The 22,629-nt window shown below is 70.6% G+C and carries 21 protein-coding genes; 10 read left to right on the top strand and 11 right to left on the bottom strand.

Annotation, left to right across the window (positions count from 1 at the left end):
• Positions 1-74 precede the first annotated feature (74 nt).
• Positions 75-2,123 carry an acyltransferase family protein gene (locus WA670_RS38785; RefSeq protein ID WP_336161107.1) on the bottom strand — a complete coding sequence of 683 codons (2,049 nt, stop codon included), beginning with the start codon at positions 2,121-2,123 and terminating at the stop codon, positions 75-77.
• Between the two features lie 156 nt (positions 2,124-2,279).
• On the opposite strand from WA670_RS38785, the gene WA670_RS38780 reads away from it, so the two are divergent.
• Positions 2,280-2,798 (top strand): amino-acid N-acetyltransferase, encoded by a 519-nt coding sequence (locus tag WA670_RS38780; protein WP_037812807.1) that lies wholly within the window; start codon positions 2,280-2,282, stop codon positions 2,796-2,798.
• A gap of 6 nt (positions 2,799-2,804) precedes the next feature.
• On the opposite strand, the gene WA670_RS38775 is transcribed toward WA670_RS38780, so the two are convergent.
• Both WA670_RS38775 and WA670_RS38770 read right to left on the bottom strand, forming a co-directional pair.
• Entirely contained in the window at positions 2,805-3,212 is a 408-nt protein-coding gene (locus WA670_RS38775) for a hypothetical protein (protein WP_238605442.1), read from the bottom strand.
• Between the two features lie 44 nt (positions 3,213-3,256).
• The gene (locus tag WA670_RS38770; protein ID WP_051171419.1) at positions 3,257-5,806 is read right to left on the bottom strand and encodes a DNA translocase FtsK; all 2,550 of its coding nucleotides are present in this window, start codon (positions 5,804-5,806) and stop codon (positions 3,257-3,259) included.
• Positions 5,807-5,934: 128 nt separating this feature from the next.
• On the opposite strand from WA670_RS38770, the gene WA670_RS38765 reads away from it, so the two are divergent.
• The 5 genes from WA670_RS38765 to WA670_RS38745 all read left to right on the top strand — a co-directional run bounded on the left by WA670_RS38765 (position 5,935) and on the right by WA670_RS38745 (position 10,057).
• Positions 5,935-6,579 carry a hypothetical protein gene (locus WA670_RS38765; protein ID WP_336161106.1) on the top strand — a complete coding sequence of 215 codons (645 nt, stop codon included), beginning with the start codon at positions 5,935-5,937 and terminating at the stop codon, positions 6,577-6,579.
• Positions 6,580-6,712: 133 nt separating this feature from the next.
• Positions 6,713-7,372, top strand: coding sequence for a hypothetical protein (locus WA670_RS38760; protein WP_336161105.1), 660 nt, complete (start codon positions 6,713-6,715; stop codon positions 7,370-7,372).
• A 123-nt stretch (positions 7,373-7,495) separates the two neighbouring features.
• Positions 7,496-8,305: a lysophospholipid acyltransferase family protein gene (locus tag WA670_RS38755; RefSeq protein ID WP_037812490.1), complete on the top strand. Its 810-nt coding sequence runs from the start codon at positions 7,496-7,498 to the stop codon at positions 8,303-8,305.
• 47 nt (positions 8,306-8,352) lie between these two features.
• A complete protein-coding gene (wrbA, locus tag WA670_RS38750) occupies positions 8,353-9,006 on the top strand; it encodes an NAD(P)H:quinone oxidoreductase (protein ID WP_134669129.1) in 654 nt (217 codons plus the stop codon).
• 106 nt (positions 9,007-9,112) lie between these two features.
• Complete coding sequence (locus WA670_RS38745; protein WP_134669127.1) at positions 9,113-10,057, top strand: EamA family transporter; 945 nt, start codon at positions 9,113-9,115, stop codon at positions 10,055-10,057.
• Positions 10,058-10,268: 211 nt separating this feature from the next.
• Here WA670_RS38745 and WA670_RS38740 read toward each other — a convergent pair whose 3' ends face one another.
• From WA670_RS38740 to thyX, 6 genes are all read right to left on the bottom strand, one after another.
• The gene (locus WA670_RS38740; protein WP_235146553.1) at positions 10,269-11,858 is read right to left on the bottom strand and encodes a ribonuclease J; all 1,590 of its coding nucleotides are present in this window, start codon (positions 11,856-11,858) and stop codon (positions 10,269-10,271) included.
• 104 nt (positions 11,859-11,962) lie between these two features.
• A complete protein-coding gene (gene dapA, locus WA670_RS38735; protein ID WP_051728913.1) occupies positions 11,963-12,976 on the bottom strand; it encodes a 4-hydroxy-tetrahydrodipicolinate synthase in 1,014 nt (337 codons plus the stop codon).
• A gap of 112 nt (positions 12,977-13,088) precedes the next feature.
• Positions 13,089-14,591, bottom strand: a complete 1,503-nt coding sequence (locus WA670_RS38730; RefSeq protein ID WP_134728551.1) for a serine/threonine-protein kinase — start codon at positions 14,589-14,591, stop codon at positions 13,089-13,091.
• 84 nt (positions 14,592-14,675) lie between these two features.
• Positions 14,676-15,917: an Nramp family divalent metal transporter gene (locus WA670_RS38725; protein ID WP_051728914.1), complete on the bottom strand. Its 1,242-nt coding sequence runs from the start codon at positions 15,915-15,917 to the stop codon at positions 14,676-14,678.
• Positions 15,918-16,111: 194 nt separating this feature from the next.
• Positions 16,112-16,510: an ACT domain-containing protein gene (locus WA670_RS38720; protein WP_336161104.1), complete on the bottom strand. Its 399-nt coding sequence runs from the start codon at positions 16,508-16,510 to the stop codon at positions 16,112-16,114.
• Between the two features lie 10 nt (positions 16,511-16,520).
• Positions 16,521-17,279: an FAD-dependent thymidylate synthase gene (gene thyX / locus WA670_RS38715; protein ID WP_037812497.1), complete on the bottom strand. Its 759-nt coding sequence runs from the start codon at positions 17,277-17,279 to the stop codon at positions 16,521-16,523.
• Positions 17,280-17,363: 84 nt separating this feature from the next.
• Here thyX and WA670_RS38710 point away from each other — a divergent pair, with 84 nt between their 5' ends.
• A complete protein-coding gene (locus tag WA670_RS38710; RefSeq protein ID WP_043827030.1) occupies positions 17,364-17,891 on the top strand; it encodes a toxin-antitoxin system HicB family antitoxin in 528 nt (175 codons plus the stop codon).
• Between the two features lie 377 nt (positions 17,892-18,268).
• On the top strand, positions 18,269-19,144 hold the full coding sequence (locus WA670_RS38705; RefSeq protein WP_238608298.1) for a DUF4097 family beta strand repeat-containing protein: 876 nt from the start codon (positions 18,269-18,271) through the stop codon (positions 19,142-19,144).
• Between the two features lie 488 nt (positions 19,145-19,632).
• Here WA670_RS38705 and WA670_RS38700 read toward each other — a convergent pair whose 3' ends face one another.
• A complete protein-coding gene (locus tag WA670_RS38700; protein WP_336161103.1) occupies positions 19,633-20,847 on the bottom strand; it encodes a winged helix-turn-helix domain-containing protein in 1,215 nt (404 codons plus the stop codon).
• 50 nt (positions 20,848-20,897) lie between these two features.
• Here WA670_RS38700 and WA670_RS38695 point away from each other — a divergent pair, with 50 nt between their 5' ends.
• Positions 20,898-21,452 (top strand): GNAT family N-acetyltransferase, encoded by a 555-nt coding sequence (locus WA670_RS38695; protein ID WP_043827028.1) that lies wholly within the window; start codon positions 20,898-20,900, stop codon positions 21,450-21,452.
• Here the strand turns inward: WA670_RS38695 and WA670_RS38690 are convergent.
• Positions 21,442-21,918, bottom strand: a complete 477-nt coding sequence (locus WA670_RS38690; RefSeq protein WP_078870439.1) for a GtrA family protein — start codon at positions 21,916-21,918, stop codon at positions 21,442-21,444. The genes WA670_RS38695 and WA670_RS38690 overlap by 11 nt on opposite strands.
• Positions 21,919-22,070: 152 nt before the next feature.
• On the opposite strand from WA670_RS38690, the gene WA670_RS38685 reads away from it, so the two are divergent.
• Positions 22,071-22,586 carry a membrane protein gene (locus WA670_RS38685; RefSeq protein ID WP_037812507.1) on the top strand — a complete coding sequence of 172 codons (516 nt, stop codon included), beginning with the start codon at positions 22,071-22,073 and terminating at the stop codon, positions 22,584-22,586.
• Positions 22,587-22,629: the final 43 nt, after the last annotated feature.

Here is a 22,629-nt window from a genome sequence, read left to right as displayed (position 1 = left end):
GCCCCATTGTGCCCAACCCGGGACGCTCCGCGACGGCTAGTCGCCGAACTCGTCCCTTACCGCCTCGCGCGCGGTCACCACCGCAGGGCTTGTTTGAGCTGTTTGACCGCGATCGGCGCGAGTGTCGTGTTGAAGGTCGCGGACGGATGGTTGTCGTCCATGTAGACCAGCACGTTCCCGACGACCGCGCGGCAGCGCTTCTGGTCGCAGTAGTAGTCGGTGAAGTCCAGGAAGGTCACGTTGTCCGGGACGTCCTCGACCTGCTCCCACGACGGCGTCGCGGCCACCGCGGCGGACCGCGGCACCGAGCACGACGGGTCGGCCGGGCTCTTCTGCGCGACGCAGCTGGCCATGTTGAACGTGTAGCGCGGGTTGTCGCGCACGGCCACGACCGGGATGCCCGCTTTGTCCAAAGTGGACCAGACGTCGGCGAAGCCCTTCGGCGTCGTCTCGTGCGGCCCCGGCTTCGAGTTGATGGTGCCGAGCATGATCACCGCGTCCGGGCGAGTGTCGAGCAGTTCGTCGGTGACGGCCTTGTTCCAGTCGAGGCAGGGCTGGTCGCCGGGCATCAGCTCGGAGCCGGACGAGTACGGGCACGCGCCCTTCAGCATGGTCGAGACTTCCCAGCCGTCGGAGACGATCGCGGGCCGGAAAGACGCGAGGAACTGCTGGATGTGCGAATCCCCGACCAGCACGACCCGCTTCGTCGGCGGGCCCTCCGGGAACTCCGAGCAGATCTGCAGTTCCTTGTTGCGCGGCGAGATCGAGCACTGGTCCAGCGGCGTGCGGGCCCAGTCGTCGGCCAGCTTCACCGTGGGCGGCACGATCGACGGCGACGGCGTGCCGCGGTAGACGAAGCCCGGCGCGTGCGCGACCGCGCCCGGGTGGTCCGGGTCGCCGATCGCGATCTCGTAGTTCGCCCGCGCGCTGCTCACGCCCTGCCAGACGCCGCTCGCGACGAGCACCGGGGCCAGCGCGAGCACGCCGAACCGGTACGCGCCCCAGCGTTTCGCGGTGCCGATCTTCGACAGCCGGATCGGGTTTTCGATCAGGTGGTAGGTCAGGATCGAGAGCAGGAACGACACGCCGACCACGAACGTGCCGCCGAGCAGACCGACCGCGACCCGGTCGCGGACGATCAGGTAGAACACCAGCACCGGCCAGTGCCACAGGTACAGCGAGAAGCTGAGGTTGCCGACGTAGCCGAGGAATTTCGAGCTGAGCCAGCGGTCCGCGCCGAGCACGCTGCCGGTCTGCCCGGCGACCAGCACCAGGCCCGCCGAGACGGTCGGCCACAGCGCGATCCAGCCGGGGAACACGCTGTCGACCTCGAGCAGCACGCCGCACAGCACCAGCCCCGCGACGCCGACCCAGCCGAGCGCGATGCGCAGCAGGCGCGGCAGCGTGACCTGGTCGAGGAACATCGCCATCAGGCCGCCGAGCGCGAATTCCCACACCCGGGTAAGGCCGTGGAAGTAGGCCAGCGGCTGGTCGGCGGCGGTGAGGTACACCGAGTACGCGAGCGAGGCGGCGAACAGGACGATCAGCAGCAGGTTCACCGTGCGCCGCAGCGACCAGCCGAGCCGGCGCACGAGCAGGCCGAGGCCGACGAACAGCAGCGGCCACAGCACGTAGAACTGGCCCTGGATGGACAGCGACCAGAAGTGCTGCACCAGGCTCGCGCTGTTGTGCTGGGCGAAGTAGTCCACCGAATCGGCCGCGAGCTGCCAGTTCTCGTAAAAGAGCGCCGACGCGACGACCTCGCGGATGGTCTGGAACCAGCGGTCCTGCGGCAGCAGCAGCTGGGAGACGACCACGACGGTGAGCAGCACGGTCATCGCGGCCGGGAAGAGCCGTTTGATCATCCGGGCCCAGGTGGCGCGCAGCTCGATGCGGCCGCGCAGCAGCGCCCGGTAGAGCTGGCCGGTGATGAGGAACCCGGAGACGAGGAAGAACACGTCGACGCCGCCGGAGATCCGGTCGAACCACACGTGGTAGACCACGACCAGCACCGAGGCCAGCGCCCGCACGCCCTGCAGCTCGGGCCGGAACCGCGCTTGCGCGCTCGGCCCGGCGGGAGGTTTGCCGGGCCGTTCCGGGGCAGCCACCGTGGTGCCGGACATGCAGGTTCCTCCCGGGGGCCGGCGGCGGGCCGGGCCGCCGACTACTGGTCATGTGCGTCCACTAGCTATACGTGACGGCTCGCGGCGTCACGCATCCGGGGTCCCCCGATGGAGCCGCTCGGCGCGGCCGGTCCTCGCGGTCGTTATCTTGACCAGGTGCCCGATTCCCGCTCCCCGTCCGTCCGCCGCGCGCGGATCGCCGACGTCCGCAAGATCAAGGCCCTCGTCGATTCCGACGCGGGCCGCGTGCTCCTCGAGAAAGATCTGGTCACGCTCTACGAGGCGGTGCAGGAGTTCTGGGTCGCGACCGACGAGGAGAACGGCACCGACGACGTGCTGGGCGCGGCCGCGCTGCACGTGCTGTGGGAGGACATCGGCGAACTGCGCACCGTGGTGGTCGACAAAGCGGCGCGCGGCCGCGGGATCGGCCGCGCGCTGGTCGGCAGGCTCGTCGAAGAGGCCCGCGAACTGGGGTTGAAGCGGCTGTTCGTGCTGACGTTCGAGACGTCGTTCTTCTCCGGGCACGGATTCGTCGAGATCGACGGCGCCCCGGTGTCGCACGAGGTGTACGAGGAGATGCGGCGGTCGCTGGACCCGGGCGTCGCGGAGTTCCTCGACCTGCCTTACGTCAAGCCGAACACGCTCGGGAACTCGCGGATGCTGCTGGAGTTCTGAGCGCCCTCAGGAAAACCGCACCAGGATGTGGTTCCCCGACCCGTCCACCGCGGCCAGCTTCACCGTCGTCCCCGCGAACGTCGTCGTGTCCGGGCCCTGACGGCCGGTGTGCAGCTGGACGGACGTGTGCTCGCCGCGGCCCGGTTCAGTGAGGACCAGCGCCACCACGGCCTCCCCCGCCACGAAGCACTGCCTGCCCGGCTTGCAGCGCGAATCCGAGACCAGCTGGCGGTAGCGCACGGTCAGGTCCCGTCCGGCGACCTGCACCTCCTGGCCGGGCGTGAGCGCCACGTTTCCGCCCGGATCAGCGGCCGGCGGGCGCGACGGTGTCTGCGCGATGGCGGCCGTTCCGCCCGCGCACCCGGCCAGCGCGGCGGCCGTCCCGATACCCAGTGCGAGCTTCTTGAGGTCCATGCGCAGTGGACGGGCCGGACGCGCCGCCGGGTTGCACGCGGGGCTCAGAAGTCTTCGTCCTCGCCGCCGGCGGGCGAGCCGCCCGCGTCGGAGCCGCCGCGGATCATGAACAGCACCGACTCCAGTTCCTCCGGCTTGATCAGCACGTCGCGGGCCTTCGAACCCTCCGACGGGCCGACCACGCCGCGGCTTTCCAGCAGGTCCATCAGCCGGCCAGCCTTGGCGAAGCCGACGCGGAGCTTGCGCTGCAGCATCGAGGTGGAGCCGAACTGCGACGTGACGATCAGTTCGGCGGCCTGCAGCAGGACGTCGAGGTCGTCGCCGATGTCCGGGTCGATCTCCTTCTTCTCGCCCGCCTTGGCGCTGGTGACGCCCTCGTTGTAGTCCGGCTGCGCCTGTTCCTTGGCGAAGTTGACGACCGCGGCGATCTCCTCGTCGCCGACGAACGCGCCCTGGATGCGGACCGGTTTCCCGGCGCCCATCGGCAGGTAGAGCGCGTCGCCCATGCCGATCAGCTTCTCCGCGCCCGGCTGGTCGAGGATGACCCGCGAGTCGGTGAGCGACGACGTGGCGAAGGCGAGCCGCGACGGCACGTTGGTCTTGATCAGGCCGGTGACGACGTCGACCGACGGCCGCTGCGTCGCGAGCACCAGGTGGATGCCCGCGGCACGGGCCTTCTGGGTGATCCGGACGATCGCGTCCTCGACGTCGCGCGGGGCGGTCATCATCAGGTCGGCCAGCTCGTCGACGATCGCCATGATGTACGGGTACGGCTGGTACTCGCGTTCGCTGCCCGGCGGCGCGGTGATGTCGCCGGAGCGGACCTTGGCGTTGAAGTCGTCGATGTGCCGGACCCGGTTGGCCTGCATGTCCTGGTAGCGCTGCTCCATCTCCTCGACGAGCCAGGCCAGCGCGGCGGCGGCCTTCTTCGGCTGCGTGATGATGGGCGTGATCAGGTGCGGGATGCCCTCGTACGGGGTCAGCTCGACCATCTTCGGGTCGATCAGGATCATCCGGCATTCGGCGGGCGTCGACCGGGCCAGCAGCGACACCAGCATGGAGTTCACGAAGCTGGACTTACCGGAACCGGTCGAACCCGCCACCAGCAAGTGCGGCATCTTCGTGAGGTTCGCGGTGACGAACTCGCCCTCGATGTCCTTGCCCAGCCCGATCAGCATCGGGTGGTTGTCCTTGACCGTGGTCGGCGCGCGCAGCACGTCGCCGAGGCGCACCATCTCGCGGTCGGAGTTGGGCACCTCGATGCCGACCGCGGACTTGCCCGGGATCGGCGCCAGGAGGCGGACGTTGTCGGTGGCCACCGCGTAGGCGATGTTCTTGGTCAGCGCGGTGATCTTCTCGACCTTCACGCCCGGGCCGAGCTCGACCTCGTACCGGGTGACCGTCGGGCCGCGGGTGAAGCCGGTGACCTGCGCGTCGACGTTGAACTGGTCGAGGACGCCGGTGATCGCCTCGATCATCTGGTCGTTGGCCTTGCTGCGGGACTTCGGCGCGTCGCCGAGCTTCAGCAGGTCGGGCGGCGGAAGCGCGTAGTCGCCCTCGACGGTGCGGGTGACCGACAACGCGGGTTCCGGAGCCTTCTTCGGCTTCTTCTCCGGCACGTCGGCAGGCGGCGCGACCGGCTTCGGCGGCCGGATCGGCGTGGCCGGCTCGGCGAGCGCGGCGTCGATGTCGAGCTGCTCGCCGTCCTTGTCGGCACTGGCCTGGCGGCGGCGCGACGGTTTGCGCAGCCGGACGGACTTCGGGTCGGCCTCAGGCTCGGGTTCGGGCTCGTCGTCGTGCTGACCGGCCTCGTATTCGGCCAGCTCGTGCTCGTCGAGGCCCCAGGTGCGCAGGCGGTGCGGGATGTCGCGCACCGGCGTGCCGGTGAACACGAGGACGCCGAACAGCAGCGCGAGGATCAGCAGCGGCACCGCGACCCAGGTGGTGACGCCCTTGGTGAGCAGCCCGCCGGAGAACGCGCCGAGAATGCCGCCCGCGTACATGCGGCCGTCGTTGGTGTCCGGGAGCGCGGTGAAGATGTGCAGCATCCCGAGCACGGACAGCACGACCAGCAGCGTGCCGATCACCATCCGCGGCCGGGTTTCCGGACTCGGCTCGGACCGCATCAGCGCGACGGCGACCACGAGCAGCACCAGCGGCAACGTCACCGCCCCTGCGCCGAGCACCGTCCGCGTCGCGATCTCGACCCCGGCCCCGATCGGCCCGGCCGCCCGCCACCAGACGCCGACCGCGGCGACGATGGCCAGCGCGATCAACCCGAGAGCAAGCCCGTCGCGCCGGTGCTCGGCCTCGAGCTCCCGCGTGCGCCCGACCGTGCGGGCCAGCGAACCGACGCCCTTGGCCACGAGGTTCCAGGTACTGCGCACGCCGCGCCCGAACGCGCCATTCTTGCGCCGGGGAGCCGGGCGCCGGGCACTGGACGTCCGCGGCCGGGAACTCCCCCTGGTCGAACGGCCTTTCGACGACCTGCTCGACGCGGCGGCCCGAGACTTCGCCGGCGTACGCGAACTACGCGCCGGTGCCTTCCCGCCGCTTCCCGCAGTGCTCCGCTTTCTCGTCGCCGACCCAGCCATGCCTCCACGGTAACGGGCGAGGACCGATAGTCACATGTGCCACTCGCAGCGCACCCGAAACAATCGTCCCGGATCACAGTGGATCTTGTGGAAGCGTCGGGGTTCCCCTGGGAAGGCGAGGTCCCTCCATGCCCAGCCCTGCCGAGATCGTGCGACTGCTTGCCGAACGGACCGTTTTCGCTGCGGCACCTCGGGGTACGGGGCGGTACCACTACCTCCGCAAGTCCGGATGGGCCGGGCATAGCGACCGGACCGCTTCGGGGCGGGTTCTGTCGGCGAGCACTCGGTTCTTCGAGCGCGAGGACTGGATCGCCGCGGACGGTTCGGGGCGGTTGCTGGTGACGCAGGATGGGACGCCTGTGCGGCCCAGCGGCTACTTTCCGCCGGGCGGGTTGATGGGCGACTTCCTGCGGGGCCGGGATCTGCCGTCGGTGAGCGCAGAGCTGCGGCGGCGGATTAGTCCGGCTGGAGTGGTCAAGGCTTTCAGCACTGTGTGGCTGACTCAGGTGGTGACGCCTGAGCTGCAGCGATTGCTGCTCTTGTGGTTGGCGGACCAGCCCGGGCTGGTCTTGGAGGACGCGGAGGTGCCGGGAGTTGTGGTGAGTGCCCCGGATTCGGCGCGGGCTGGGACGCGGCAGCTGGTGTTCGATTCGGAGACCGGGATGTTGCTGCAGACCCGGGACGTCGACGGTGCGACGGTGTCGGGCTGTACGAGGTGGCTGGAGTCCGGGTATACGGAGTCCACTGAGTTGCGACCGGCTGAGGTTTCCTGACCAGCGACAACCGCTCAATCCCCGCCCATGAATCCGGGTGCGCGGCCGCTCTCCTTCCGGACATTCGTGCCGTAACAGCTCGCGTGATCAACGCGACCCATCGAAGCACTCTTCGACCGGGCTTGGAGCAAGCATGACCATCCGGACTCTCTTCGGCCTCGTCCTCGGCACAGCGACGCTGACTGTGCTGCTCAGCTCGTGCGGCAACAATGCGCCCGCTCCAGCGACTCCCGCTCCGCCGACTTCCCGTCCGTCGGTTTCCGAACCAGCGTCCCCCGTGGCCGACTCCCCTGCGCCCGCGAGCGTCGCGGCGGTGCCGACCACCAGCGCGATGGCAGCGGACACCTACTTGAAGAAATCCGTCGGGCAGGTCTGGGGCACCCGCGACCCCGGCACCGGCGAACCGCGCATCACCGCGTGGCTGACCAAAATCACCGTCGACCCGGCCTGCGACCGGCCCGGAACGCGCAAGCCGGGCATGCACACGCTGGTGCTCGACTTCACCGTCCAGATGCCCGCCGCCGGCGGCGACCCGTCCGACATCTACGCCTTCGGCAATGACGTGCTCAACGAGACCCGGTTCTCGACCCGCGGCGAGGACGGCTTCACCAACCAGGCCGAGTACAACAGTCCATGCAAATGGCGGGTCAAGCAGCTCCCGTTCCAGTTCGCGCCCAGCAGCAAGTACACAGGTCAGCTCGTGGTCGACACCCCCAATCCGCACGGCATGCTCCTGCTCACCGCCGCCAACGGGTACCTGAACGGCAGCCTCGGCTGGGAATGGGACTACTGACCGCGAACCAAGCCCCTCCGCACGCGCTCTGAGCAGCTACAACAGCATCCGAAGCCCACACCGCCCCCACCGCACCGAGAACCGCGTTGCCGCAGGTGGCTCCGCCCGTGAAATGCTCTGCTCATGTTCGCGCTCCAACAGGACGAGGCTCCGCGCCGTGCCCCCGCGATCTGGCGGACGATGCTCAACCTCGACCGAGGGCTGGTGAATCTCGTCGGGCGGCTCACGGTCACCGGGGCGGTGCCGCGGGAACTCCGGGGGAAGCCGTTGCTCATGGCGGCCAATCACATCGGCGTGTTCGACGCCTTCGTGCTCATGGCGGCGTGCAAGCGGATCGGCATCAATCCCCGGTTCATGCTCGCCGGCGGGATTCTCGACGCGCCGGTGATCGGGCCCGCGCTCAAGGTCAGCGGGCATTTGCGCGTGGACCGGGCCAAGGCGGCGACCGCGATCGGGCAGTTCGCCGAAGCCGCCGAGGCGTTGCGGACCACTCGCGAGCCGATCGTCGTTTATCCCGAGGGGCGGATCAGCCACGACCCGGGGCTGTGGCCCGAGCGCGGCAAGACCGGGGCGGCGCGGCTCGCGCTCGCCGCGGGCGTGCCGGTGATCCCGATCAGCCAGTGGGGCGCGCACGAGGCCGTCTACTGGGGCACGGAGACCGTGAACGGGCCCGCGGACCTGCTGCCGCTGGCGAAGTCCGGGTTGAGCGCGCCGTTGCGGCGGCCCCGGTTCAAGGTGCATTTCGGCGCGCCGGTGGACCTCTCCGACGTCGAGCCGGAGCGGCCGGGCGCGGGCGTTCGCGCGCACGCCAAGATCATGCAGGCCATCACGGACGGCCTGGTTCCGTTGCGCCGCCACGAACCCATCCGGCCGCGCTTCTACGATCCGACCCGGCCGACCGACACGGTCAGTCCCTGGAAGCCGCAGCGCTGAGTCCGGATCGTGGGACGCCTCGCTGAGCCCGGCTAGGGTCGCGAGGTGTGAGCACCCGCATTCTGGTCGTTTACTACAGCGCCACCGGGAACACCGCTGCCCTCGCCGGCGCGCTCGCCGAGGGGGCGGGCGAAGCCGGGGCGGAGGTCCGCGTCCGCACCGTGGCCGAGACCGCGCCGCCGGAAGCGATCGCGAGCAACCGGCGCTGGCAGGCTTGGGTCGATTCCGGGCCGCACCACGAACTCGCCACCCTGGCCGATCTCGAGTGGGCGGACGGGCTCGCGCTCGGCAGCCCGACCCGGTTCGGCGGGCCCGCCGCGCAGCTGAAGTCCTTTGTGGACACCACGGGCGGCCTGTGGGCGCAAGGGAAACTGGCCGACAAGGTGGCGACGTCGTTCACGTCGGCGTCGACCGCGCACGGCGGCCTCGAAGCGACCGTGCTGGCCATCAACAACATCTTCTACCACTGGGGCGCGATCGTCCTCCCCCTCGGCTACGCGGACCCGCACCTCATGGAGTCCGGCAACCCGTACGGCGGCTCGTTCGTCTCGCGCAAATCCGCGGCGCCGGATGCCACCGCACTGCAGGCACTGCGGATTCAGGGGCGGCGGCTGGCGACGATCACGACACACGTCGCGACGGGCCTGACTGTGCCGATCATTACTAATCCGACCACAGCCACGGCCGAATGGCTTTCGTAGCAACGGTTACGTGCCGCGGTCGGGGTCGGCCTACTTTTGGTCGGATTAGTAAAACCGGGGAATAACTCAGTTTCGCTCGGTCGTCCCGCTCCGTAATGTCGCGCGCGTGACCACCGAACTCCCCGTCCTGGAACAACCCCGGGTGATCCACCGCGGCCGCGGGCTGTCGCTCGTCCTGCTCGCCGCGGTCTTCTTCAGCACCTCCGGGACGCTCGCGAAACCGGTCATGGGCGCGGGCATGACGCCGGAACAGGTGGCGGTGCTGCGGATCGGGACGGCGGGGGTCCTGCTGCTGATCGGCACCGCGCTGTTCGCGCCGCACACGTTGCGCGTCCGGCGCGGGGAATGGCCGATGCTGCTGGCGTACGGGGCGCTCGGCGTGGCCGGTACGCAGCTGCTGTATTTCATTGCCGCGCAACGGATCCCGGTCGGCATCGCGATCCTGCTGGAGTTCCTGTCGCCGGTGCTGATCGCGTTGTGGGTGCGCGTGGTGCGCAAGAAGCGGCTGCCGCGCATGCTGTGGTTCGGGATGGCGGTCGCGATGGTCGGACTGGCGCTGGTCGCGCAGGTCTGGCAAGGGCTGCGGCTCGACGCGATCGGGCTGCTGGCCGGCCTCGGCGCGGCGCTCTGTTCGGCCGGGTACTTCCTGCTCGGCGAACGCGCGGTGGCCGACCGCGAACCGCTCGGGCTGGTCACCTGGGGCATGGTGATCGGCGGGGTGCTCGTGAGCGTCGCCGCGCCGCCGTGGACGCTGCCGCTGGGGATGGCGGGCCAGACCGTCCCCTTCGGAGCGTGGACCCCGCCGCTGTGGCTGCTCCTGCTCGGCCTGGTGATCCTCTCGACGGCGATCCCGTACGTCGCGGGGATCTCCGCGCTGCGCCATCTGCCTGCCTCGGTGGCGAGCGTGGTCGGGCTGCTCGAACCCGTCGCGGCCGCGGCGTTCGCGTGGGCGTTGCTCGGCGAAGCCCTCGCCTGGCCGCAAGCGGTCGGCGCCGCGCTGCTGCTCGGCGGCGCCTACCTGGTCCAACGACAGACCGCCGAGGTCGCCTGACTCCCCCTCCGGACGGAGACGGGAACCAACCTCGCGCGGGATGTGTCCTATCCGCGGGCCCGCCACACTGGAGCGAGCCGCACGAGACACCTGGGGGATCTCATGGACCACCGACCGAGCCGGGCCGAACAGCGCAGAGCCCGCAACGCGCTCGCCCGCCAGGCAGCGATCGTCGTGATGGCGTTGCTGCTGGCGGGCGCGCGGCGCTGAATCAGACCGGGATGACCGTCGGCACGATCATCGGCCGCCTGCGGTAGGTGTCGGCGACCCACCGGCCGACGACCCGGCGCACCGCCTGCGCGATGCGGTGGGTGTCGGTGATGCCCTCGGCTTCGGTCCGCGCCAGCTCCATCTCCACGAGCGGCACGACGGCGTGCAGGGCCTTCGGGTCGTCGGAGAAGCCGCGGCCGGAGATCGTCGGGCTGCTGACCGCGCGGCCGGTGTTCGAGTCGATCACCACGGTGATCGCGATGAACCCGCCCTCGCCGAGCACCAGCCGGTCGGACAGGGTCGACTCGCCGACGTCGCCGACGGACAGCCCGTCCACGTACACGTGCCCGACCTCGACCCGGCCGGTGCGCGAGGCCTTGCCGTCGACCAGGTCCACGACCACGCCGTCCTCGGCGATCACCACGTTGTCCGGCGCGACGCCGGTGCGGATCGCGAGCTCTCCGTTGGCGCGCAAGTGTTTCCACTCGCCGTGCACCGGCATGACGTTGCTCGGCCGGACCGCGTTGTACAGGTACAGCAGCTCGCCCGCGGACGCGTGGCCGGACACGTGCACCTTCGCGTTGCCCTGGTGGACGACGTTCGCGCCGAGCCGGGTCAAGCCGTTCACGACGCCGAACACCGCGGTCTCGTTGCCCGGGATCATCGAGCTGGCCAGCACGACGGTGTCGCCCGCGCGGATCGAGATCTGCCGGTGCTCGCCGCGGGCCATCCGCGACAGCGCCGACAGCGGCTCGCCCTGCGAACCGGTCGACACGAACAGCACCTTGCTCTCGGGCAGGTTGCTCGCCTGGTCCAGGTCCACGAGCAGGCCTTCCGGCACGTTCAGCAGGCCCAGTTCGGCCGCGATGCCCATGTTCCGGACCATCGACCGGCCCACGAACGCCACCCGGCGGCCGTGCCGGACGGCGGCGTCCAGCACCTGCTGCACGCGGTGCACGTGGCTCGCGAAGCAGGCGACGATGACGCGCTGGTCCACGCGCCGGACGACGTCGTCGAGCACCGGGCCGATGTCGCGCTCGGGCATGACGAACCCGGGCACCTCGGCGTTGGTCGAGTCCACGCAGAACAGGTCCACGCCCTCGTCGCCGAGCCGCGAGAAGCCCGCGAGGTCGGTGAGCCTGCCGTCGAGCGGCAATTGGTCGAGCTTGATGTCGCCGGTGTGCAGCACGACGCCGGCCGGCGTGCGGATGGCGACCGCGAGCGCGTCCGGGATCGAGTGGTTCACCGCGAAGAACTCGAGGTCGAACGCGCCGACCTTGCGCTTCTCCCCCTCGCGCACCTCGATCAGCTTCGGCCGCTGGCGGTGCTCCTTGGCCTTGGCCGCGAGCAGCGCGTTGGTGAAGCGCGAACCGTAGATCGGGACGTCCGGGCGCAGCCGGAGCAGGAACGGGACGGCGCCGATGTGGTCCTCGTGCCCGTGGGTGAGCACGAGGCCGTCGATGTCGTCGAGCCGGTCCTCGATCGCGCGGAAGTCGGGCAGGATCAGGTCGACGCCCGGCTGGTCGTCCTCGGGGAAGAGGACGCCGCAGTCGACGATCAGGAGCCTGCCGTCGTATTCGAAGACGGTCATGTTGCGCCCGACCTCGCCGATGCCGCCGAGCGCGACGACGCGCAGGGCTCCCTCGGGAAGGGCGGGCGGGAGGTGCGTCGGGCCGGGTCCGGCGGGAAGTGAGGTCACCGGGGCATTGTCCCAACGCTGGTGTGCGAGGTGGGGGCGGTGTAGGCCGCCTGCGAATCTGCTTGTGCCACCCGTGCACCATGCCAGTCCGAGGCCGCGCTGTCCTCCAGCGGCACGCCGCCCTGGGCGAGATCGGCCGCGATCTGCTCGAACTGGTCGTCGAACGGGGCCACGATCGGCAGCCGCGGGTCGCCGATGTCGAACCCGCGCAGCCGCAGCGAAGCCTTGCTGAACGCCACGCCGCCGACCCGCGACATCGCCCGCAGCACCGGCAGCATCGCGCGGTGGTTCGTGCGCGCGGTCGAGGTGTCGCCCGCCTCGTAGGCCTCGATCATCGCGCGGATCCGGCCCGCCACGACGTGCCCGATCACGCTGACCACGCCGACCGCGCCGACCGACAGCCACGGCAGGTTCAGCCCGTCGTCGCCGGAGTAGTAGGCGAGGTGGGTGTTCGCGATGACCTCGGAGCCGGCGATCAGGTCGCCCTTGGCGTCCTTGACCGCGACGATCCGCGGGTGCTCGGCCAGCCGCTGCAGCGTGTCGACCTCGATCGGCACGATCGAGCGCGGCGGGATGTCGTAGAGCATGACCGGCAGCTCGGTCGAGTCGGCGACCGTCGTGAAGTGCGCGTACAGCCCGGCCTGGCTCGGCCGCGAGTAGTAGGGCGTGACGACGAGCAGGCCGTGCGCGCCCGCCTCGGCGGCGGCTTGCGCCTGCTCGATGCTGTGCGCGGTGTTGTTGGTGCCCGCCCCCGCGACGACGGTCGCGCGGTCGCCGACCGCCTCGACGACGGCGCGGACCAGGGCGGCCTTCTCCTCGTCGGAGGTGGTCGGGCTCTCGCCGGTGGTGCCGTTGACGACGAGGCCGTCGTTGCCGAGGTCCACGAGGTACTCGGCCAGTTCCTGGGCCCGCTTCACGTCCAGCGCCCCGGCTCGGTCGAAGGGGGTCGCCATCGCGGTGAGCACGCGGCCGAACGGACGTCCGGGCGCGGCGGCAGGTGAGGTGGACATGGCCACGACGGTACCTCGTCGGAGCGCCGAACCCGGCCTCGACCTGGTGTGCCACCGGCAACTTCGGAGATTTTCCGCCGCCGCGCCGCTCCCGGCGGAACTTCTCGCGCGGCTACTTGACCTTGGCGGTGATCTGCGCCGGGATCTGGTCGTTGTTGGCCCGCGAGAGGACGCAGTAGATCTTGCGATTGGGGCCGCTGCTGCTGTCGCTGTCCGGCTGCACCTGCCACCCCTGCTGGGTCGGCACGATCGCTCGGTACGACAGCCCGGCGCGCTGCTGCTGCGGCACCACCGAGGAGTGGAACGTCGCCGCGCAGCGGGCCTCGGCGGCCCGGCTGATGTCCTCCAGGCCGGGATACGGGGCGACCGCCGCGTCGTCGTTGCTCCAGTTCTCCAGCGGCAGCGGGTCGGCCGCGTCGTAGACCTCGAGCGTGTGGTTCTTCTTGCAGTCGACGTTGTTGTCCGAGCTGATCACCACGCCCGGCTGGACGACCGCGTTGTAGCAGATCTCGTACGAGGAGAACTTGGCTTTGAGGTAGCCGTCCGGACCGTAGGTGACCGTCTCGGCCTGCTGCTCGTCCTTCTTCGGCGACCACACCGGTTTGCCGAGGAAGAACCCGCCGACCAGCGCGGCGATCACCAGCACCGCAACAGCGCCCGCCCACAGGCCGCGCCTGCTCTTGCCGTCCGGCTTCGCCGCCAGCCGGGTCGGCTGCCCGCCGACGCGGGTCTCCTGCTGCGGCATCACCGCGGTGGCCGGACGCTGCTGCGGACCGGTGGCGTGGGCGAGCTGCGCCCGCGCCTGCGCCGCGGTGAGCCGGGCTTCCGGGTTCGCCACCAGCAGGCCGAGGATGACCGCGCCGAGCGGCCCCTGCACACGGGTCAGGTACGGCACCTCGGTCATGATCGCGTGCAGCGTGGCGGCCGTGGTGGGCCGTTCGAACGCGACGATCCCCTCGACCGCGAAGTACAGCGTCGCGCCGAGCGACCACAGGTCCGATTCCGGCATCGCTTCGCGGCCCTCGACCCGCTCCGGGGCCATGAACGCGGGCGAGCCGACGATCATCCCGCTCGTGGTGAGCCGCGGGTCGTCGATGGCGTGCGCGATGCCGAAGTCGGTGAGCTTCACCCGGCCGTCCGGCGCGACCATGATGTTGGCCGGTTTGACGTCGCGGTGCACGATCCCGGCGGCGTGCGCGGCCTGCAGCGCCGACAGCACCCGCTCCCCGATCACCGCGGCCTGTTGCTCGGGCATCGGGCCGTGCGTGCGCACCAGGTCGGCGAGCGTGGGCGCCTCGACCAGTTCCATCACGATCCACGTGGTGCCCTGGTCGGTGACCACGTCGTAGACCGTGACGACGGCCGGGTCGTTGAGCCGCCCGCCCGCGCGCACTTCGCGCAGGATCCGCTCCGAGAACACCGCGGCGCCTTCAGCTTCGGGCAGCCGCAGCTCCTTGATCGCGACCTGCCGCCCGATCACCTGGTCCTGCGCGCGCCACACGATGCCCATGCCGCCGCGGCCCAGTTCGCCGAGCAGCAGGTAGCGGCCGGCCACCACGCGGCCGGCGGGGGCCGTGCGGTTCGGGTCGTGCGGGCGGGTCTGTTCGTCGGTCACGGGGTCGGGCTCCTCGGTCGGCTTCGCGCAGATGCTAGTCCGACCGTCCGGCAGCCTTGCCGGTTCCGTCCGGTTAGGACAGCGTCAGCCGGTGAAGGTGAGCACGATCAGCACGACGTTGAGCAGGATGATCACCGCCGCGATGACGGCGGCGAGCACCGTGGTGGTCCGGCGGTTGACGTCCGTGCCCATGAGCCCGCGGTCGGCGGTGAGCCGGATGAGCGGGACGAGCGCGAACGGGATGCCGAACGACAGCACCACCTGCGAAACCACCAGCGCGGCACTCGGATCGGCGCCCAGCGCCAGCACGACGATCGCCGGAGTGAGCGTGACGAGCCGCCGCACCACGATCGGAATCCTCTTGCGCAGCAAGCCTTGCATGATCATCGCGCCCGCGTACGCGCCGACCGAGGTCGACGCCAGCCCGGACGCGAGCAGCCCGATCGCGAACAGCAGCGCGACTCCCGGCCCGAGCGCGGCGGCGACCGCGCCGTGTGCGCCTTCGATGGTGTCGACGCCTTGCTGGCCTTGGAGATTCGTCGCGGCCACGAGCAGCATGCCGAGGTTCACCGCACCGGCGAGCAGCATCGCGAACCCGACGTCGTACCGGGTCGCCCGCAGCAGCCGCCTGCGCCGTTCGGGTTCGGGTTTGCCGTGCCGGTCGCGGACCAGTCCGGAGTGGAGGTACACCGCGTGCGGCATCACCGTCGCGCCGAGCATCGCGGCCGCGATCAGCACGCTGTCGCCGCCGCTGAAACGAGGGATCAGGCCGTTCGCGATCCCGGCTGCCGACGGCGATTCGACGAACAGGCTCGCCAGGAACCCGACCGCGATCACCACCAGCAGGCCGGTCACGACGCGTTCGAACGGGCGCTGTCCGCCGCGGTCCTGCACCGCGAGCAGCACCAGCGACACGAGTCCGGTGATGAGCCCGCCCGCGACCAGCGGGAGCCCGAAGAGGAGGTTGAGCGCGATCGCGCCGCCGACGACCTCGGCCAGGTCGGTGGCGATCGCGACGATCTCCGCCTGCGCCCAGTACGCGAGCCGCGCCCGGCCGGACAGCCGGTCGCGCAGTGCCTCGGGCAGCGACTGGCCGGTGACGAGACCGAGCTTCGCCGACAGGTACTGCACCAGCACGGCCATCAGGTTCGCCGCGACGATCACCCACACCAGCAGGTAGCCGTAGCGCGCCCCGGCGCTGACGTTGGCCGCCACGTTGCCCGGGTCGACGTAGGCGATCGCGGCGACGAACGCCGGTCCGAGCAGCGCCCAGCCCGCGCGCAGCCGGGCCACGCCGCGCGGACGTGCCGCTTCCGCCACCGCCATGTGCGCCACTCCCTGGTATCGGCCGCCCCAACTCGAAGTTTAGGCATGCCGAACTTTGCGGGGCAAGGGTGTGCTGCGCCACGCCGCGCCCGCCCTCGCAGACGTCGGCATCGCGCGTCGGGCGCGGCGGGACGGTCCGTGAAGGGCTCCTTGAGGGAATCTGATTCCGGCAAGGAGCCCTTCACGGACTTTCGTCAGGCAGGCAGGAGCACTTCGTGCCCGGCCTCGCGGAACGCCGCCACGGCGCGGTCGAGGTCGTCCGAGCGCACGAGGATGTGATCGGTGTCGAAGGTGGACAGCGAGAACAGCGCGACACCCGCCGCCGCCAGCTCCGAGGCGAGCGCGGAGATGATGCCGGTAAGGGTGAATTCCAGCGGCCCGCGCACGGTGAACAGCCGCCAGCCGTCCTCGACGGTGCCGCCTTCGGGTTCGCGGCCGGTCGGGCAGATCACCGACAGCTCGTCGGGCGTGCGCGTGACCGACACGAGCGCGGGCTCGCCGGGTTCGAGCAGTTCGGCGGGAACGGCGGCGTCGGCGGGCAGCCGCACGACCGAATAGGGGCCGGGGCGGAGGTCGATCGTCAGGTGTTTCATCAGTGCGTTGTCAGCCTTCCAGCACTTTCGGGCTCGAGGCGATCTCGGTGCCGTCGGGCAGGGTCGAAATCGTGAAGTCGGCGAACACGTTGGCCGCCGCCTTGTGCAGCTGCCGCAGGCATTCGATGGCCAGCGAACGGATCTCGACGTCCGCGTGCTCGGTGGCGCGCATCGCGATGAAATGCCGCCAGGCTCGGTAGTTTCCGGTGACGACGATGCGGGTTTCGGTCGCGTTCGGCAACACGGCGCGGGCCGCCTGGCGCGCTTGCTTGCGGCGCAGGGTGGCGCTGGGCGTGTCCGCGAACTTCTCCTCCAGCCCGGCGAGCAGCTCGTCGTACGCGGCCGCGCTGGCCTGCGTGGCCTTGACGAACTTCTCGTGCAGCACCGGGTCTTCGGCGATGACGTCCGGCTCGACGAACTCGGCGTCGCGCTCGGGAACGTAGCGCCGGGAGAGCTGGGAGTAGGAGAAATGCCGGTGCCGGATCAGCTCGTGGGTGAGCGAGCGGGAGATCCCGGACAGGTAGAAGGTGACCGAGCCGTGCTCCAGCACGGCCAGGTGGCCGACGTCGATGACGTGCTCGAGGTACCCGGCGTTGGTCGCGGTCGCGGGATTCGGCTTCTCCCAGGACTGGTAGCAGGCGCGCCCGGCGAACTCGGCGAGCGCTTCGCCTCCGTCGGCGTCGGTGGACCAGGGCACGTCCTCGGGCGGGAAGAACTCGGTTTTCGCGATCAGCTGCACCTTGGGCGGCACCGGTCTCGCTCCCCTCATATCGGCTCCGCCAGCCTAACCCGGCGGCACGGGTGACATCACCGCGCCTTGACGTGACGTCACTCGTGACGCCATAGTGGTGTCATGGACTTGACGCCGTATATCGCGAACCTTCGCGAAGACCTCGCGAACACGGCCTCCGCCGGGGACGAGCAGACCCGGCGGGCGGCCGCACTGCTGTCGTCTGCTCTGGAACCGGCGGTCCGGCTGACGCTGATGAACGCGCTGGCCGACCTGGCGGCCGAGGTGACCGCCGCGCTGCCCGGCCAGGTCGTGGACGTCCGGCTCGACGGCCGGGACGTGCGCGTGGTGGTGACCGGCGGCGAGGATCGTTCTTCGTCCGCGCCTCCCCCGCCGCCGCCACCGCCCGCCCCGCCGATCGACGGCGGCGACATCTCGCGGATCACGCTGCGGCTGGTCGAGCAGATCAAGGGCCAGGCCGAACAGGCGGCCGCCGCGCAGGGGGTTTCGCTGAACACGTTCGTGGCGCAGGCCGTGCAGGGGGCGCTCGGCCAGGCGCAGCAGCACCAGCAACGGCACCAGCGCTGGCACGACAGCAGCAGCGGCGGGGGCCGCACCGAGACCAAGCTGCACGGCTGGGTCGAAGGCTAGAAGGGGGCACCACCATGGGCGAAAACCGGGAAGACCAGGGGAAGAACTCCGAAGACCGGGCTGGGGAACCTGGCTTCGGGACGGAGGAAGCGGCCAGCGCCGACGCTGCTTCGACGACATCCGCCGAATCTGCTGTTCCGGCGGGCGAGGCTGCGTCCGCTTCGGACAGCTCGGCGGACGACGGCGCTTCGGAGGCGGCCAGCGAATCTGCCGCTCCGACAGGTGAAGCTGCGTCCACTTCGGACAGTCCAGCGGGCGACGGCGCTGCGGAGGCCACGAGCGAATCTGCCGCCCCCACGGGCGAAGCGGCGTCCACTTCGGACAGTTCCGCGGACGACGCTTCGGCGGGTTCCGACAGCGCGGAACCGGGTCCGTACGTGCGGCTGCAGGACTTCGAGGCGGACGGTCCGGTCGAACTGGACCTGGGCGTCACGATCGGACGGGTCGAGGTCGTGCTCGGGCGGGAGTCCGGGGTGACGGTGCGGTTGCAGCACGACGCGGGCGATCAGCCGTCGTGGGTGAACGGGGTCAGCAGCCTGCTGTCGTGGGTCGGCGAGAAGTTCGGCGACCAGTTCGGCGGCGTGCCGGAGTTCTCGGTCGCCGACGCGGTGCGCCAGGCGCGGATCGAGAAGACGGGCAACCGGGTCGTCGTGCGGGCGGCGAAGGCGTGGCAACTGCGGAACGTCCCGGTGGCGGTGACGGTGCACGCCCCGGCCGGGTCGCACCTCGAAGTGCGCGCGGGTTCGGCGGACGTCACGGTGACCGGCGCCGCGGGCCGCGCGGACATCCTCACCGGGTCCGGCGAAGTGTCGCTGGAACGCGCGGACGGCGCGGCCACCATCCGGACCGGAACGGGAGCCGTGAAACTCGGCCCGACCCTGGCCGGACTGCAGTTGCGCAGCGGAAGCGGCTCGGTCGAAGCGGCGTCGATCGCCGGACCGGCAACGCTTGGCACCGGCACCGGAAACGTCTGGCTGGGCGCGGTCGAGGGCGACGTCATGGCCCGCACCGGAAGCGGCGACCTCTCGGTGGCCGACGCGGCGTCCGGCTCGCTCGAACTGATCACCGGCTCGGGAGAGGTGCGAGTCGGCATCCGGAGCGGAGTGCGAGCGGAAGTGGAACTGGCGTCGGCGGCCGGGCGGGTTTCGAGCGAATTGGAAGTCTCGGAAACGCCGCCGGAGGGCGCGGTCGCGCTGAAAGTCCGCGCCCGCACCGGAACCGGCAACGCAGTGGTGACCCGCGCGGCGGGCTGACATCCCGTCTGCTTTGGCCTGCACACTCCACTACCCCGAGTGCGCCGAGCAGACGGATGCAAGGGGGAGGCGGCGGGCCGCACCGGAGGCATCCCGGGCGGCCCGCCGCTTCGTGCTGCACGGGGTTTTCCTGGCGGGGCAAAGCGTTTCTGGCGGTGATGGGCTGGATGCGGGGTGCCGCAATGGGTTCGGGACGGGTCAGGGTTGTCCTGCGGGCGCGAGGCCTGCTTCATTCAGCCGGGTCGAAGCTCGGCGGCCGTTTTGGCCTGCGAGTCCTCCGCAGCCGAGCACGCTTTCTCACGCCCGGCAGCTGCCGCAAACTTCCGCGCGCCACGCCATAACCACCGGGAACTTCCGCGAGCCGCCGGGAACCTCCCGCATGCCAAGCAAGGACCTCCGCGCCCGCCAACCTCACCCGCCGCGGCAAAGACTTCCGCGGCCGTCGTGAGTGGCAATTCCGGTAAGCACCAACACCCACTAGCCCCTGCTTACTTCACCGCTCGTCGCAATGCCCGGGCCAGGTCACCCCGCTCCCCCACCGCCACGCCGTCGAGGCCTTGCCATTCCGCCATCGTCCGCAGTTCTCCGGCCAGTTCCGCTGCCACTCGCGGCTGGTCGGCGCCGGGTTCGGCGAACGCGCCCTGCACTCGCAGCACCCCGGCCGCCCGGTCGGATTTCAGGTCCACTCGTGCGGACAGCGCGCCGTCCAGCAGGAACGGGAATACGTAATACCCGTACTCCCGCTTCGGTTCCGGCACGTAAATCTCGATGCGGTACCGGAATCCGAACAACCGCTCCGTCCGCGCGCGTTCCCAGATCAGCGGGTCGAACGGGCACAGCAAAGCCCGCCCGGACACTGCCCGCGGCGTCCGCGCGTCGGCGTGCCGGTACGCGACCGCGCGCCAATCGGCCACCTGGACCGGCTCCAGGACGCCTTCCTCGACCAGCTCCTGGACAGCTTGCCGAGAGACGTCCGGGCCAAGGCGGTAGTAGTCGCGCAGATCGGTTTCCGTCGCCACGCCCAGTGCCCGCGCCGAACGGTCGATCAGGCCGCGCGCGCCCTCCTCCGCGGACACCTTGCGGGACAGGATCTCCGGCGGCACGACTCGCTCCGTCAGGTCGTACAGCCGCTCGAAGGACCGCCGCGTTCCGGTGCTCAGCTGGCCGACGCCGAACAGGTACTCGCACGCCTTCTTCACCACCGAGCGTTCCCACCACGCCCCCGGCCCGCGCCGGACCGCCTCGGTCTCCAGTTCCTTCTCGATCGCTCCGGCGCCGATCGGGCCGTGCTCTTTGATGACCGCCAGCACGTCGTCGAGCAGGCCGGGCATCGTGTCGACCACCTTGGTGTAGTTCCGCCACCAGCCGTCCCGCTTCGCGCCGGACCGCAGCAGCGGCCAGTCTTCGATCGGCAGCAGGCTCGCCTCGTGCGCCCACGACTCGACCAGCAGCCGCGGCTGTCGTGCGCGGTGGCTCCACGCGGCGTCGTCGACCAGCGCCGGGTCGTACGCGCCCAGTCGCGAGAACAGCGGCATGTAGTGCGCGCGCACGGCGACGTTGACCGAGTCCAGCTGCAGCAACTGGACCCGCGACAGCACCTTGGCGAGGTGCCGCCGGGTCGGGTCGGAGGCGGGCCGCGGGTCGGCGAACCCCTGCGCGGCCAGAGCGGTGCGGCGGGCGGCGGAAAGGCTGATCGTCTGCATGATTCCGCCATGGTGCCAGCCACCCCCGACAGTTTCGGTACATTGCCCGCGTGAGTGCCGCCGAAGTCCGTCCCGCGAACCCGTCCGACGCCGCGGAGATCGCCCGCATCCAGCGGCTGACCTGGCGGGCCGCCTACGCCGGCCTGCTGGGCGACGAAGCCATCGACGAACTCGACAAGGCCGACCTCGAAGGCACCTGGGCGGAGACGATCGAGTACCCCGGCTCCCGCGTCTACCTGGCCACCGAGGGCTCGTTCACGGTCGGCTACTGCGTCGCGGGCCCGGCCCCGCAGGACGAAGCCGCCGCGGCCGACGGGTCAGCGCCCGAGGACGCGCCCGGCCTGATCGCGTCGCTGGTGGTCGAGCCGCGCTGGGGCCGTCGCGGGCACGCCGGGCGGCTGCTCGCGACCGCCGCCGCCGACCTGCGCGCGAACGGGCTCAGCCGCGGCATCACCTGGGTCGCGCAGTCCGACCACGCGACGCTCGGCTTCTACCGCCGCGCCGGCTGGTCTCCCGACGGCACCGTCCGCACCCTCGACACCGGCCGCGGCACGCTGCGCGAGGTCCGGCTCACCGGCACCCTGGAACTGGAACTCACACACTGACCGGCTCTTCGCGCTTCGCGAAGACCACCCAGCGCATCACCGAGTACATGAACACGCCCTCGCACGCCCCGGCGATCAGCCGCGACAGGTGGTATTCGACGCCCAGCGCGGCCAATCCGGCGCCCAGCCCGAGCAAAAACGCCAGGTAGTTCACGGCGATCGCCGCCACGTACAGCACCGCCTGGCGGCCCACCGGCGCGTGCGAGCGGAAGTTGAGCGCGCGGTTCAGCACGAAACTCAGCCCGAACGCGACCACGTACGCGACGCTGATCGACAGCCACACCGGCCACTTCAGCCCGCCGTGAAACAGCGTCAGCAGCAGAAGATCGACACCGAAGGTGAAGCCGTTGATCACCGCGAAACCGAGGAAACTCGGCGCGACGATCCGCGGCAACCCGAACGGCAGCACGCGCACGACGGCGGCGCACAACCCGGCGAAACGGTCGGCGATCGGCACCTCAGGCACGGGTTCGAGAGTGGCAGCAGAAGGTGTCCGAGACCGGTCGGCCAGGTGATCTTCTGGGGTTGGCTCCCCGGGAAAGAGTGGGGTTAACCCCCGTGATCTTTTCGTGATGGCTGATAGCTTGGAGTGAGCACGGACACGGAGGGGGTGGCGCGATGGGATGGGTGCTCATCACCCTCGGCGTCGCCTTCGGCTCGGCGATCGTGCCGCTGATCAACGCCGAGCTCTTCGTCATCGGCCTCTGCGCGAGCCAGCCCGGCGTGCCCTGGCTGTGGCTGGGCGGCGCGGTAGCGGTCGGGCAGATCGCCGGGAAACTGATGTACTACCTGGCCGCACGCGGCTCGATCCGGCTCCCGAAATTCCTTCACGACCGGCTGCACCGCGAACGCCCGATGACGCCGCGACGGGTCCGCTGGCAGCTGCGCACCAAGGTGATCCGCGGCAAGATCGAGGCGCTGCGCGAACGCTGCCAGCGCCATCCGCACTGGATGACCGGCACCTACGGAGTCAGCTCGCTCGTCGGGCTGCCCCCGTTCATGGCGACGAGCGTGCTCGCCGGGATGGTCCGGATGCGGCTGACGACGTTCCTCGCCGCGGGCCTCGCCGGGCGGTGGGTGCGGTTCAGCCTGCTGGCGGCTTCGCCCGCGATGTTCGCCGGCTGGCTGCAGTAAGCGACTAGACGTACGTGAGGGGCACCCTGAGGGAATCTGATTC

The organism is Amycolatopsis sp. VC5-11 (assembly GCF_037034185.1).
Taxonomy (GTDB): domain Bacteria; phylum Actinomycetota; class Actinomycetes; order Mycobacteriales; family Pseudonocardiaceae; genus Amycolatopsis; species Amycolatopsis nivea.
Note: the sequence above shows the minus strand (reverse complement) of the source record. Positions and strands in the feature narration are given on the sequence as shown.